At 71.7% G+C, this 12,514-nt stretch carries 14 protein-coding genes and 3 pseudogenes; 7 read left to right on the top strand and 10 right to left on the bottom strand.

The window, feature by feature from the left end:
- Positions 1-104, top strand: a pseudogene (locus HDR73_RS06105) (IS481 family transposase); the annotation flags it as partial.
- 89 nt (positions 105-193) lie between these two features.
- On the opposite strand, the pseudogene HDR73_RS06110 reads toward HDR73_RS06105, so the two are convergent.
- The 8 genes and pseudogenes from HDR73_RS06110 to HDR73_RS06145 all read right to left on the bottom strand — a co-directional run.
- Positions 194-1,375, bottom strand: a pseudogene (locus tag HDR73_RS06110) (HipA domain-containing protein); the annotation flags it as partial.
- The gene (locus HDR73_RS06115; RefSeq protein ID WP_049791955.1) at positions 1,372-1,842 is read right to left on the bottom strand and encodes a helix-turn-helix domain-containing protein; all 471 of its coding nucleotides are present in this window, start codon (positions 1,840-1,842) and stop codon (positions 1,372-1,374) included. The pseudogene HDR73_RS06110 and the gene HDR73_RS06115, both read right to left, overlap by 4 nt.
- A 98-nt stretch (positions 1,843-1,940) precedes the next feature.
- Positions 1,941-2,399, bottom strand: a complete 459-nt coding sequence (locus tag HDR73_RS06120; RefSeq protein WP_012300117.1) for an SRPBCC family protein — start codon at positions 2,397-2,399, stop codon at positions 1,941-1,943.
- Between the two features lie 153 nt (positions 2,400-2,552).
- A complete protein-coding gene (locus HDR73_RS06125) occupies positions 2,553-4,259 on the bottom strand; it encodes an MDR family MFS transporter (protein ID WP_012300118.1) in 1,707 nt (568 codons plus the stop codon).
- Complete coding sequence (locus HDR73_RS06130) at positions 4,256-4,927, bottom strand: TetR/AcrR family transcriptional regulator (RefSeq protein ID WP_049792018.1); 672 nt, start codon at positions 4,925-4,927, stop codon at positions 4,256-4,258. Before HDR73_RS06130 ends, HDR73_RS06125 begins: the two co-directional genes overlap by 4 nt.
- 77 nt (positions 4,928-5,004) lie before the next feature.
- Complete coding sequence (locus tag HDR73_RS06135) at positions 5,005-5,715, bottom strand: DUF3349 domain-containing protein (protein WP_012300120.1); 711 nt, start codon at positions 5,713-5,715, stop codon at positions 5,005-5,007.
- Between the two features lie 2 nt (positions 5,716-5,717).
- A complete protein-coding gene (locus HDR73_RS06140; RefSeq protein WP_012300121.1) occupies positions 5,718-6,029 on the bottom strand; it encodes a hypothetical protein in 312 nt (103 codons plus the stop codon).
- An 11-nt stretch (positions 6,030-6,040) separates the two neighbouring features.
- Positions 6,041-7,258 carry an inorganic phosphate transporter gene (locus HDR73_RS06145; RefSeq protein WP_012300122.1) on the bottom strand — a complete coding sequence of 406 codons (1,218 nt, stop codon included), beginning with the start codon at positions 7,256-7,258 and terminating at the stop codon, positions 6,041-6,043.
- Positions 7,259-7,385: 127 nt separating this feature from the next.
- On the opposite strand from HDR73_RS06145, the gene HDR73_RS06150 reads away from it, so the two are divergent.
- From HDR73_RS06150 to HDR73_RS06175, 6 genes are all read left to right on the top strand, one after another.
- Positions 7,386-7,964, top strand: a complete 579-nt coding sequence (locus tag HDR73_RS06150) for a GNAT family N-acetyltransferase (protein ID WP_012300123.1) — start codon at positions 7,386-7,388, stop codon at positions 7,962-7,964.
- A 137-nt stretch (positions 7,965-8,101) separates the two neighbouring features.
- Entirely contained in the window at positions 8,102-9,523 is a 1,422-nt protein-coding gene (locus HDR73_RS06155; protein ID WP_012300124.1) for a DUF6421 family protein, read from the top strand.
- Positions 9,520-10,149 (top strand): SDR family oxidoreductase, encoded by a 630-nt coding sequence (locus tag HDR73_RS06160; protein WP_012300125.1) that lies wholly within the window; start codon positions 9,520-9,522, stop codon positions 10,147-10,149. The genes HDR73_RS06155 and HDR73_RS06160 overlap by 4 nt, the downstream gene beginning before the upstream one ends.
- A gap of 91 nt (positions 10,150-10,240) precedes the next feature.
- Entirely contained in the window at positions 10,241-11,143 is a 903-nt protein-coding gene (locus tag HDR73_RS06165) for a hypothetical protein (RefSeq protein ID WP_041465096.1), read from the top strand.
- Between the two features lie 5 nt (positions 11,144-11,148).
- Positions 11,149-11,688 carry a P-loop NTPase family protein gene (locus HDR73_RS06170; RefSeq protein WP_012300127.1) on the top strand — a complete coding sequence of 180 codons (540 nt, stop codon included), beginning with the start codon at positions 11,149-11,151 and terminating at the stop codon, positions 11,686-11,688.
- A complete protein-coding gene (locus tag HDR73_RS06175; RefSeq protein ID WP_012300128.1) occupies positions 11,688-11,993 on the top strand; it encodes a DUF1905 domain-containing protein in 306 nt (101 codons plus the stop codon). The genes HDR73_RS06170 and HDR73_RS06175 overlap by 1 nt, the downstream gene beginning before the upstream one ends.
- Before the next feature lie 12 nt (positions 11,994-12,005).
- Here the strand turns inward: HDR73_RS06175 and HDR73_RS06180 are convergent, their stop codons facing one another.
- Positions 12,006-12,365 carry a VOC family protein gene (locus HDR73_RS06180; protein ID WP_012300129.1) on the bottom strand — a complete coding sequence of 120 codons (360 nt, stop codon included), beginning with the start codon at positions 12,363-12,365 and terminating at the stop codon, positions 12,006-12,008.
- 31 nt (positions 12,366-12,396) lie between these two features.
- Positions 12,397-12,514: pseudogene (locus HDR73_RS06185) on the bottom strand (IS481 family transposase); the annotation flags it as partial.

Here is a 12,514-nt window from a genome sequence, read left to right on the forward strand (position 1 = left end):
ACCGCGCCGACGCGCTTGACCCCTTCATCGAGCACTACAACACTGAACGAATCCACTCAAGCCACGGGCTCACGCCCGCGGCCCGAGTGTCACCAACGTCATGACCCAGTACATCTAGCAGCAGCTCGACGACAGGCGTCTGGAGCGCCGACTCCAGTTCGACGGCGACCGCGCGGAACACCGCGGGCAAGGCCGCAGCCACCTGCCGCCCCCACTCCAGGAACGCCTCCCCGTCGAGGCCGGCCTCACGACCGACAGCAGCCCATTGGAATGCCCCCATGTCCCCCACTCCGTAGGAGTCGACTAGTCGCGATGCCATGTGAGTCCCTTCGATCGCGGAGAGCACGTCGTCCGACCGGCTCCCGGCGGGAGAGACGTAGGGAAGGTACGAGGAGGCATCGTAGATCGGAGCTAGATCGAATCCCGTCGGCCAACGCCTCAAGGAGTAGTTCTTTCCGTGAGCATCTGTGTTGAGCACCATCCACGAGAACAGCAGGTACTTCATGAACCGCTCCTTGGCTGGGGCCCGAACCTCGTGCTCATCGATTCGATCCAGCAGCTCGAGGATCGTGCGCACGCTGGGCCCACCGCGCTCCTCGAACTTTCGGAAAGCGGGAAGACCAAGCGCCTGCACGAGATCCTCTTGGTGGATGCGCGTGACGAATCCGCGCTCGTCTGCGCGCCGGTCGAATCTGGCGACGACGAGTGAGTGCTGATCAGTGAACGAGCTGATCTCCGTCGATGCCGCGCTCAACCCCAGCACCGCGGCAGAGGTCATGGTCACGTGTTCGACGATCTCGGCGTCCACCAGATTTCGAACCCGGGGCTTGAAGATGTGCGTGGACGGCTGCACGCCTGTCGGCTCGTGACATCTGCCGTCGGACCATGCCAACGCGAATTTGCCTTGCGCGCCGGCAAGCGAGAACTGACCCGGTCGAGCCGGAGCCCCGTCTCCTTCGCCTACGTCCCTGTCCTCTCGGATCGCTCGAATGCGGTCTGCGATCTGGGCTTCCGTCAGCGCCTCCAAGGAGCCTTCCATTCTCGCCGGATGCCCTTCGGGATGGAATTCCAGTGCGCCCGCCACGTCAGCCCCATGGGAGCTGAGGAGGTGGAACGGCTCTACGGACCCGGAGTCGTTCTCTCGTGACCACGATCTTCGAACCGCGTCGTCCTCAGGAAGCAGGTTGTCCAAGAAGCGCAGGACCGGTGCTCCCGTGTGCACGCGGCGCAGCGTCGGCAACGACAGCGAGATCGACGGGCCTCCGGTGGCGAACCATTCAGCCTCGTAGACCAGGCGATATCGCAGGGGCGCAGTCCTCTCCAGCTTCGCCGCCAGTCGCCCGTAGAGGAATACATCAAGCACTCGCGTGCTCATGAGCGATGCTGCTGCTTGGACGGAGGCGGGGGCGCCATCGGGTCCCGGGCGAGCGCCGCGCCTTGCTGTCCGATCTTCTCGACCATCACCCTCACATCACGATTCCGACGGAGCACCGCCTCGGCGGCACGTGAGCCCGATGTTCCGATGTCGGATGCGGGCTCCTGGCCGACTCTGGCCATCAACGCGCTCATGAAGTCGTCGTTCACGGCCGGTACGCGGGCAGCTCGGGCCGCTTCCGGACTCACGTCCCCCGACACCTTCGTCTCGATCTCTAGCCGAAGGTCGAGCTCCCTGAGCACGCGCATTACCTTGGACAGCGCCGCGTCGCCCTTCGCGGTCTCGAATCGCGTGAGCCACTGCCTCGTCACCCCTGCCCGACGAGCGAGCTCCTCTTGTGAGAAGCCGAGATCCTGCCTCTGCTGGCGTGCCACATTCCCTAGGTCCTCTGGCCATCTCGCGAGCATGGAGCCTCCTCAGCAGCACACGATGTTGTGGTACGCAGATGTTACATGACTTCATGGAACACTGGCGTAACACGTAAGGCTGCAACGCTGCCGTCACATCACCGGCCTACTCCGGCGCCATCCGGCGCGACCAGCCCCTCCATCACGTCGAGGAACGCGCCCCAGCCCTGCATCGTCATCTCGCGCTGCTCGGGCGTGAACTCGCCCGCGCGCTGCGTCATGGTCATGCGCGTGGCGCCGCCCGCGACCTCCTCGAGGTCGACCGTGAGCGGCTCGCCCGCGGGCTGGTCGGGCCGGTCGGTCATGGTCATCGCGATGCGCGACGGCCGGTCGAGCTCGACGTACTCCCCCGCCCAGTCGATGGATCCGCCGTCGGGCAGCCGCATCACCGCGCTCCACGCGCCGCCCACGCGCACGTCCATGCGCAGGGTGTCGAGCGGCACGTCGACCGCGGCGGTGCCGAACCAGGTGGAGAAGTCCGCCGGCGAGGTCCACGCGTCGAAGACGCGCTCCCGCGAGGCGGCGAACGTGCGGGTGATGACGATGGGCTCGCTCACGGCGACCTCCGATGACGCGGGGCGGACGGGATCCGCGGCGGGTAGGCGACGCGGACGGGCCGCCGCCTCCGTGAGGGAGACGACGGCCCTGCCGTGATCCGACCAACCCGGGACCGCGTTGTCAACGGGTCGTGCGCCGGCCGGACGGCCGGGTCAGCTCCCGGATCCGTCCCGCGCGTCGCTCGACGGCACGGCGATCCGCGATGCCTCGTCGGCCGCGTCCGGCCCGGTCGCCTGCGCCGGGCTCGTGCCGCCGCGGACGTCCGCGCGCTGCTCCGCCTCCAGCCGCTCGGCCTCCTCGCCGCCCACCGCCTCGCCGCGGGCGACGAGCCCGGCGACGTCCGACAGCGGGATCTGCTTGAGCACGAGCGAGAGCACGAAGGCGATCCCGATGAACGGCACGAGGTACCAGAACACGGGCGCCAGCGCGTCGGCGTACGCGTCCACGATCCCGTCGCGCACGGCGTCCGGCAGCTGGTTGAGCGCCTGCGGGTCGATGCTGCTGGCCGAGGCCGCCGCGTCGCCCGGCGCCGCGCCCGCCCCGGCGAAGACGGTCGTGAGGTTCTCGGTGAGCCGGGTCGTGAACAGCGTGCCGAACACGGCCGTGCCGAGCGCGGCGCCCACCTCGCGGAAGTAGTTGTTCGTGCTGGTCGCCGTGCCGATCTGCGCGGCGGGCACCGCGTTCTGCACGACGAGCACCACCACCTGCATGATCAGGCCGAGGCCCAGCCCGAAGATGAAGAGGAACACGCAGATCAGCCAGACGGGCGTCTCGGCCGTGAGCGAGGTCATCAGCACGAGCGCCAGCATCGTGAGGAGCGTCCCGACGATCGGGAAGATCCGGTACCTGCCGGTGCGGCTGATGAGGATGCCCGACGTGATCGACATGCCGATGAGGCCCACCATCATCGGCAGGAGCAGCAGCCCCGAGACCGCGGCCGAGGTGCCGGTGGACATCTGCAGGAACGTCGGCACGAAGCCGATCGCCGCGAACATGCCGATGCCGAGCGCGAGGCCGATGGCCGTGGCGTTCACGAACACGGGGTTCCGGAAGAGGCTCAGCGGGATCACCGGGTCGTCCGCCCGCGACTCCGTGAACACGAACAGCGACGCCGCGACCACGAGGCCGAGGCCCCACGCCCAGGTGGCGAGCGATCCCCAGCCGTAGGCCTTGTCGCCGCCGAAGTCGGTGAAGAAGATGAGGCACGTCGTCGCCATCGAGAGCAGCACGACGCCCACCACGTCGATCCGCTTCGTCGCCCTCTTGCTCGGCAGCGTGAGCGTGATGAACGCCACGACGAAGGCCGCGATCCCGATGGGGATGTTGATGTAGAACGCCCACTGCCAGGTGAGGTGGTCGACGAAGAAGCCGCCGAGCAGCGGTCCGCCGACGGCCGAGAGGCCGAAGATGCCGCCGAGCGGGCCGAGGTACTTGCCGCGCTGGTTGGCCGGCACGATGTCGGCGATGATCGACTGCGACAGGATCATGAGCCCGCCGCCGCCGAGGCCCTGCGCCGCGCGGAAGACCACGAACGACCAGAAGTCGCCCGCGAACGCGCAGCCGACCGAGGCGAGCGTGAAGATCGCGATGGCGGCGAGAAAGAGGTTCCGCCGGCCGAGCACGTCGCCGAACTTGCCGTAGATGGGCATGACGATCGTGGTGGCGAGCAGGTACGCGGTGGTGATCCAGACCTGGTGGTCGACGCCGCCGAGCTCGCCGACGATGGTCGGCATCGCGGTGGAGACGATGGTCTGGTCGAGGCTCGACAGGAGCATGCCGGCGATGAGCGCCGAGAAGATGATCCAGATGCGCCGCTGCGTGAGCAGGAGGGGCGCCGGGGCGGTGGCGGTGGTGCTCATGGGTTCCGTGGGGTCCGTTCGGTGTGGCGGGTGCGGGAGGTCGTGGCGGTGGGGGGATGCGCGATCTCGCGGAGCGCGTCGAGGCGCCGCCGCAGGATGAGCGGGATGGGGTCGACGTTGTCGGGGGCGAGGAACTCGCGCGCGCTCGAGCGGCCGAGGGCGCCCATGGCCTGGACGACGACGGACGCGCGGAGGTCGCCGGGCGGCAGCCCCTCGCGGCGCTCGACGAGGAGCACGTCCTTCGCCTCGTCCTCCATGGCGGCCTCGAGCGCGCGCACGAGGAGGCCCGGCTCGCGGCGGAAGGCCGCGTGCATGTCGTGCATGGAGGTGCCGTCGGTGTCGAGGCGGGCCCAGCGCTCAAGGCACAGGTCGGCGAGGTCGTCGAGGAGGGTGGGCGAGAGCGCCGGATCCTCCGGGTCGCCCGCCGCGACGAACGCCTCCTCGAGGTCGGCGGTGTCGACGCGGGCGGAGCGCCCGAAGAGCGCGTCCTCCTTGGAGGCGAAGTAGTTGAAGAACGTGCGCCGGGAGACGCCGGCCTGCTCGCAGACCTCCTCGACGGTGAACCCGGCGAGGCCCCGCTCGGCCGTGAGGCGGCGGGCCAGGGTCGTGAGGCGCGCCGAGGTCTCCACCCGGCGGCGCTCGCGGAGCCCCGTTGCACTTGTCGACATGAAGTGCATCATTGCACTCCGGGACATTGAGTGCAACATGCAGCCCCGCCGCCCCCGTCGGGCCGGCGGAGCGCGGATCAGATGCGGAAGCCCTCCGGCCAGCCGTGCGCCTCGAGGTAGGCGCGCACGCGCTCGACGTCGGCGTCCGAGGGCATCTCGGAGGTGACGCCCGCGATGGCGTCGGCGACGTCGAGCCGGCTGGCGGGCAGCCCGCCCTCGGACGCGAGCCGGGCGCTCACCTCCCGCACCTCCTCGTCGCTGAGGCGGCGGCGCAGCAGCGCGAGCAGCGGCACGAAGTCCTGCTCGGGGAGGCCGGCGGGGTAGCCGGCGCGCAGCCACGCGACGATGCGGGAGACGAGGCCCGTGCGCTCGGTCGCGCGCGCGTGGGCGGCATCCGGCTCGTGCAGGTCCTCGGGGGATCCGAGCGGCCAGCCCGCGGCCGCCAGGCGGGCCGAGACGCGCACCAGGTCCTCGGGCATCGCCGGGCCGAGCAGCATCGCCTCGACGCGCTCGCGGAGCCGGCTCCTGCCGATCTCCTCGCCGGCCGCGTCCGCCGCGACCGCGTCGTCGACGAGCTGGTCGACCACCTGCTCGAGCTCCTCGGCGGTGAGGCTGCGGCGGAGGATCCCGAGCAGCGGCACGTAGTCCTGGTCCGGCACGCCGGATGGGTATCCGGCCCGCAGCCAGCCGACGACGCGCTGGACGATGCCGCGGTCGGGCCGGTCGGGGACGGCCGCGCCGGTCGGGCCGTCGCGGGGCCCGCCGACCTCGGATGCGCTGTCGGTCATGGTCAGCCCTTCGAGGTGAAGGTCGGGATGACGTGCTCGAAGCTCACCGACTGGCCGAGGCCCGTCGCGATGATGAGCGTGAGGCCCGCGATCACGGCGAGGACGACGACCGCGTAGCAGAGGGCGCCCGCCACCTGGAGGACGATCGGCGGCGTGCGACGCGAGGAGTCGGATCCGGCGACGCGGCCGCTGGTGTCGGGGCTGGCCAGCGCGAACGACCGGACGCCGAGCGCGAAGAGGGCGGGTAGGCCCGCGCCGAGGAGGAGGGCGACGAGGGCGACCTGACCGACCGCGGAGAAGAAGAGGGGGAGCATGGCGGGATCCTTCAGACGTCGGCGGGCTGGGCGGCGGGGCGGGCGGACTTCTCGTCGGACCACTCGTCGTTGACGTTGTGCGCGCCGACGTCGTCCTTGCGCGAGCGGACGTAGACGGTGATCGCGACGGCGACGAGCACGAGCGTCATCGCGATGCCGCCCGCCGCCCCGCCGATGAGGTGGCCGAGCCACCACATGACCGCGCCGACGAGCGCGGCGGCCGGGAGGGTGATGATCCACGCCACGACCATGCGCAGCGCCACGCGCCAGCGCACCTGCGCGCCGGGGCGGCCGACGCCGGAGCCAAGGATGGAACCGGTGGCCACGTGCGTGGTGGAGAGGGCGAAGCCGAGGTGGCTGGAGGCCAGGATGACCGCGGCCGAGGAGCTCTCGGCCGCCATGCCCTGGTGCGTGTCGATCTCGACGAGGCCCTTGCCGACCGTGCGGATGATGCGCCAGCCGCCGATGTAGGTGCCGAGCGAGATGGCGAGCGCGCAGCTGATCTTCACCCAGAACGGCACCGACTCGGTGTCGGTCCAGCCGCCCGCCGCGATGAGCGCGAGCGTGATGACGCCCATGGTCTTCTGCGCGTCGTTCGTGCCGTGCGCGAGCGAGACGAGCGAGGCGCTGCCGATCTGGCCGATGCGGAAGGTGCGGTCGAGGCCGCGCCCGGCGAGGTTGCCGATGATGCGGAACACCAGCCAGGTGCCGACGGCGGCCACCGCCCCGGCGAGGATCGGCGACATGAGCGCCGGCAGGATCACCTTGCCCACGACGCCGTCGAGCTTGGATCCGTCGCCCGCCCAGTTCACGCCGTTCAGCCCGAGGCCCGCGAGCGTGGAGCCGATGAGGCCGCCGAACAGCGCGTGCGAGGAGCTCGACGGGAGGCCGAGCAGCCAGGTGAGCAGGTTCCAGACGATGCCGCCGATGAGGCCCGCGAGCACGATGAGCAGCAGCGCGGATCCGCCGCCCTGGAGGAGCGCCGGGTCGGGGGCGCCCGACTTGTCCTGGATCTTCACGACCGCGTTCGTGACCGTGAGCGCGACCTCGATGCTGAGGAACGCGCCCACCAGGTTGAGCACGGCGGAGAGGGTGACGGCGACCTTGGGCTTCAGCGCACCGGTCGCGATGGACGTGGCCATCGCGTTCGCCGTGTCATGGAAGCCGTTGGTGAAGTCGAAGGCGAGCGCCGTGACGACGACGAGCACGAGGAGAATGAATGGATCCACGGCGATGATCCTGCGCCCTGCTCGCCTGTCCCCTCTACGGGGGACCGCCGGGTTCACCCGCTGTTCACCCGCACCTGTGGACGGCCCCGCGCCGGCCCCGCCGCCCCGCCTCCCGGAAGGACCCCCGATGCCCGCCATCCCGACCGACGCCCCGCCCGCTCCCCCGGCCGTCGAGCTCGTCCCCGTCGACGTCGAGCGCGACCGCGAGGCGCTCCGGGCGTTCCTCACGTCGAACGCGTTCCCCTTCCACGTGCGCCCGGCCCCGACGACCGCGGACGTCGACGCGCGCATCGCCGACGGCGACTTCCAGGGGCCCGAGCACGAGGCGCTCTGGGTCGAGGTCGCGGGATCCGGCCGCGTGGGCCTCGTGGTGCTCGACGACCTCGAGGATCCGGGCGTGCTGTTCGACCTGCGCCTCGCGGAATCGGCGCGCGGCCGGGGGCTCGGCGTGCCCGTGGTGCGCGCGATGACGGAGCACGTGTTCCGCACGTACCCGCACGTGACGCGGTTCGAGGCGCAGACCCGCGACGACAACCGGGCGATGCGCCGCGTGCTCGTGCGCGCGGGCTTCGTGAAGGAGGCCCACTACCGCGACGGCTGGCCCGTCGCGGGCGGCGAGCCGCGCGCATCCGTCGGCTACGCGGTGCTGCGCCGCGACCACGAGTCGGGCACCACCACGCCCGTACCGGAGGACAACGAGGCGTGACCGGCGGCGCTCGCGCAGGGAAGCTGCGCGGGCAGCCGGTTCCACGCGCGGATCCCGCACGCGGGACACGATCTCGCGCCGAACCCGCCGTTACGGTGGAGGGACCGCACGCCACCCGCACGATCGGAGGTCGATCCATGTCCAGCGCCGCAGCAACCGCAGCCGTCATCGGTGAGCCCGAGGTCGTCGAGGACGTGACGCGCGTCGCCTCCTCCCCCGCCTGGCTCGCCCTCAAGGACGCCACCGTCGCGCTCCAGCCGATGCAGGCGAAGGACGGGTCGGTCCCCGACGCCGCGCACCACGCGGAGGCCGCGCGCCTCGTCGCGGTGATCCGCGACTCCGTCCGCGCGCTCGCCCCGCTCTTCCCGCACGACGCCGCGTACCTCGCCGCGCTCGACGTGGACTTCGCCCGCTGGGTCGACCAGGGCCTCGGCGTCCCCGACTTCCTCGACTCCCTGAACGCGTTCCAGCCGCAGCGCGACCGCGTCGACGGGATCCGGCACCTCGTCGTCTTCCCGATGACCACGCAGAACGGCAGCGCGTCGCGGCTCGTGGAGGCCGTGCTCATCGAGGTCGTCTGGCCCGAGTTCGTGGCGGAGCTGGAGGCGGGCGAGTACGGCAACGCGCTCTTCGTCCCCATCCGCTTCGTCGACTTCACGCCCGGCTACGACACCAACTCGGCCGTGCTCTTCCCCGAGACCGTCGCGATGCGCGAGATCCCGACCTTCACGTGGGGCGCGATCTTCGCCGACCGCGAGGCCGCCCGCTTCCGTCGCGTGGTGCGTCACGCCGCCGAAGTCACGAAGCTCGAGCTGCCGGAGGACGCCCGGCGCCTGCTCGACGACCAGCGGCTCGCGGAGGAGACCTTCGTGATGTGGGACCTCATCCACGACCGCACGCACATGCGCGGCGACCTGCCGTTCGACCCCTTCATGATCAAGCAGCGCATGCCGTTCTTCCTCTACTCGATCGAGGAGCTGCGCTGCGACCTGACCGCGTTCCGCGAGGCCGTCGCCATCCAGCGCCGGCTCGCCGCCATGGACCCGGCCGAGCGCACGCCCGGCGACGACGCCCTGCTGGAGCGCGCCGGCCTCGTGCAGCACGCGGTGATCTTCGACCGCATCTTCCGGTTCGCCATCACCGGATCCCGCGTGCGCAACTACGACGGCCTCGGCGGCCAGCTGCTCTTCGCGTGGCTGCACCAGCACCACGTGCTGCACTGGACCGACACGCGCCTCACGATCGACTGGGACGACGTCGCCGACGTGGTGGTCGCCCTCGCCGACCGCGTGAACGACCTCTACTGGCGCTCCATCGACCGGCCGAAGACCGCGCACTGGCTGGCCGCGTACGCGATGGTCACCGAGACGGTCACGCCGCACCCCGCGTCCACCTGGGCGAAGGGGCCGGACGCGCTGCCGCTCGACGGGCCGCCGAAGGGCCTCACCGACCTCGTGCTCGACGACGAGTTCCCGCTCAGCATGTTCTTCGAGGCGCTGGAGAAGAAGATGCGCGACGTCATCGGCTCCACGGCCGGGATCACGGGGCAGACGGCGTGAGCGTCGACGGCCGCGTGGTCGTGGTCGCGGGCGCGTCGAGCGCCGCCGGACGCGCGGTCGCGGCGGAGCTCACGGCGGCGGGCGCGCGCGTCGTCGCCGTCGGCACCGACGCGGGCCGGCTCGCGGACGTCGACGCGGAGCGCCTGGAGGTGTGCGACCTCGCCGACCACGCGGCCGTCGTGGACCTGGCCGCGCGGATCCGGGCGGACCTCGGGGGCGTCGACGGCCTCATCCACCTGGTCGGCGGCTGGCGCGGCGGCAACGGCCTCGAGGGCCAGACCGACGACGACTGGGACTTCCTGCACGAGCGGCTCGTGACGACGCTGCGCAACACCACGCGCGCGTTCGACGCCGACCTGCAGGCGTCGGAGGCCGGTCGCCTCGCGATCGTCTCCTCCACCGCCGTGCAGCGCCCGTATCCCGGCGGCGCGAACTACTCGACCGCGAAGATCGCCGCGGAGACGTGGGTGCGCGCGGTCGACCGCGGGTTCTCGAAGGCCGGATCCCCCGCCCGCACGACGATCTTCGTGGTCAAGGCCCTCGGCGGCCTCGAGCGGGCGCTGGCCCGCCGGGTCGTGGGGCTGTGGACCACCGTGCCGCCCGAGCGCGACCTGATCGAGGCCTGATGCCGCCCTCGCGCTACCACACGGCGGATCGCCCCGGAGAGGGCACGCGCCGGACTCCCGCGGGCCGTGGAGCGCGGTATACGTTCGCGTGGTGACCCCGCACGCCAGAACCGCCGAGCACGACGCCTTCGGCCCGTGGATCGACACGGTCCGCACCACCGACGAGGTCCCCCGCCTCTACCGCCCGCACGGCGTCGACCCGTTCGCCGCGCGCCTCGTGCTCAAGGTGCCGCGCGACATCCCGCGCCGCGACACCGACCCGACGATGGACCTGTACGACCACCTCCTCGTCGTCGGCGACCGCGACCTGGAAGTGCTCTCGCGCGACGGATCCGCGTACACCGCCCGGCGCATCCCCTTCGCCGACATCGTGGCCGTGCGCGACCGCGTCGACCTGCTCGACGGCCTGCTCGCGGTGCACACGGCCGACGGGCAGGCCCTGCGGATCCCGTTCAACGGCGCATCCGCCGAGGTGGTCGTGGAGCTGACCGAGCTGCTGATGACGCTGGCGGCCGACTCCGCCGGGGTGCCCGCCACCTGCCCGAAGAAGACCGCGCGGGCGACGCCGCGCATCGACGTCGGACAGGACGAGGCCGGCGTCGCGGCGGCGTACTGGGACCTCGCCGCCCGGGATCCCGAGCTGCGCTACCTGTCGTCGCGGCCGCGCACGCCGCTCGTCTCCACGGCCGACGGCCTCATGGGCGCGCTGCAGCACCTCCGGCCGATGAGCCTCGCGGGCGCGGTGGCCGCGTGCTCGCCGCGTGAGCTGCTGATCCTCACCCGCCGCGACCAGGTCGTCCGCCGCCGCACCGCGACGCTCTCCATCGCCCGCCTCCGCATCCTCCGCCACGCCATCTCCAGCACCACCGCCGAGCCGCACCCGCGCTGGGTCGGCATGTCGACGGTGACCATCCGCGCCGGCGCCGCCTCCTTCGAGGTCGTCGCGGCGTCCGCGGACGAGCTGGAGTGCGACCTCGTCACGGGCGGCAGCTGAGCGCCATGACCGACGCCGTGATCCTCACCGGCACCGTCGGCGCGGGCAAGACCACGACGATGCACGCGCTCGGCGCCCTCCTGGCCGCACGCGGGGTGCCGCACGCGCTGGTCGACGCGGACGCCCTGCGGCTGCTCCATCCCGCGCCGGCGGACGATCCGTTCCACCAGGAGCTGATGCTGCGCAACCTCGGCGACCTGTCCCGCAACCACCGCGAGGCCGGGGCCCGCGTGGTGGTGGTCGCGGCCGTCGTCGAGCGCGCTGACGACCTGCCTGCCTACGCCGCCGCGCTGGGATCCCACGAGCCGCTGCTCGTCCGGCTCACGGTCGACGCCGACGCGGTGCGGGCGCGGCTCGACGCCCGACACGGCGAGGACGACGCAGCCCTCGCGTGGCATCGTGCACGCGCCCCCGAGCTGGCCGCGATCATCGACGCCGCGGGCCTCGGCGGGCTGGCCATCGACACCACATCCCACAGCCCGGCGGACGTCGCCGCGCTCGTCGCCGACCGCGCCGGCTGGTGGGCGCGCCCTAGGGTCGAATGATGAGCGACGACCTCCCCCTCGACTTCACCGCGCCGCTCTGGGCGTGGGAGGCGCGGCGCGAGCTGTGGACCTTCGTGAGCCTGCCCGTCGAGCTCGGCGGCATGCTGCGCGAGCTCGGCGAGGCCGGCCGTCGCGGCTTCGGATCCGTGCCCGTCCGCGTCCGCGTCGGCACCACGACCTGGCGCACGTCCGTGTTCCCGCAGGGCGACGGCACGTGGGTGCTGCCGATCAAGCGCGCGGTCCGCGACGCCCAGGGCCTCGAGGTCGGCGCGCCCGTGTACGTCGACCTCGAGCCGATGCCCTGAGACCGCCCCGCGTCAGCCGCCGACCGGCGGCGAGTACAGCTGCAGGTCGTTCCCCTCGCTGTCCTGGAACGGGAGGATCCGGCCCCACTCGTGGTCGCTGATCTCGCCCGTGATCTCGGCGCCGCGTGCACGGATCCGCTCGAGCTCGTCCTCGATGGAGCCCTCGGGCGTGAACGAGATGACCGCCCCGCCGCTCGACGAGCCGCTCGCTTCCTCGCGTGCGTTCAGCCCGATCATCAGGCCGTCCGCGTCGATCTCGCTCCAGTCCGCGTCCTCGCTCGTGACCGTGAGTCCGAGCGTGTCGCGGTAGAACGCCACCGCGCGCGTCATGTCCTGCACGGGCAGCCATACCGTCGCCACCGAATCGACCATGGGGTTCCTCCTCGCATCTAGGTGTACTGAGTCATGACGTTGGTGACACTCGGGCCGCGGGCGTCAGCCCGTGGCTCGAGTGGATCCGTTCAGTGTTGTAGTGCTCGATGAAGGGGTCAAGCGCGTCGGCGCGGTGTTGGTTGCTGGTG

Origin of the sequence: Clavibacter sp. (assembly GCF_014802555.1) — a bacterium.
Classification (GTDB): domain Bacteria; phylum Actinomycetota; class Actinomycetes; order Actinomycetales; family Microbacteriaceae; genus Clavibacter; species Clavibacter sepedonicus.

What these genes read in the sequence shown, in the direction of transcription:
- HDR73_RS06170 (WP_012300127.1), top strand. Translation starts at nt 11,149, where the DNA reads ATGACCGACGCCGTGATCCTCACCGGCACCGTCGGCGCGGGCAAGACC.
- HDR73_RS06155 (WP_012300124.1), top strand. Translation starts at nt 8,102, where the DNA reads ATGTCCAGCGCCGCAGCAACCGCAGCCGTCATCGGTGAGCCCGAGGTC.
- HDR73_RS06130 (WP_049792018.1), bottom strand. Translation starts at nt 4,927, where the DNA reads ATGTCGACAAGTGCAACGGGGCTCCGCGAGCGCCGCCGGGTGGAGACC.
- HDR73_RS06135 (WP_012300120.1), bottom strand. Translation starts at nt 5,715, where the DNA reads ATGACCGACAGCGCATCCGAGGTCGGCGGGCCCCGCGACGGCCCGACC.
- HDR73_RS06125 (WP_012300118.1), bottom strand. Translation starts at nt 4,259, where the DNA reads ATGAGCACCACCGCCACCGCCCCGGCGCCCCTCCTGCTCACGCAGCGG.
- HDR73_RS06115 (WP_049791955.1), bottom strand. Translation starts at nt 1,842, where the DNA reads ATGCTCGCGAGATGGCCAGAGGACCTAGGGAATGTGGCACGCCAGCAG.
- HDR73_RS06180 (WP_012300129.1), bottom strand. Translation starts at nt 12,365, where the DNA reads ATGGTCGATTCGGTGGCGACGGTATGGCTGCCCGTGCAGGACATGACG.
- HDR73_RS06140 (WP_012300121.1), bottom strand. Translation starts at nt 6,029, where the DNA reads ATGCTCCCCCTCTTCTTCTCCGCGGTCGGTCAGGTCGCCCTCGTCGCC.
- HDR73_RS06175 (WP_012300128.1), top strand. Translation starts at nt 11,688, where the DNA reads ATGAGCGACGACCTCCCCCTCGACTTCACCGCGCCGCTCTGGGCGTGG.
- HDR73_RS06150 (WP_012300123.1), top strand. Translation starts at nt 7,386, where the DNA reads ATGCCCGCCATCCCGACCGACGCCCCGCCCGCTCCCCCGGCCGTCGAG.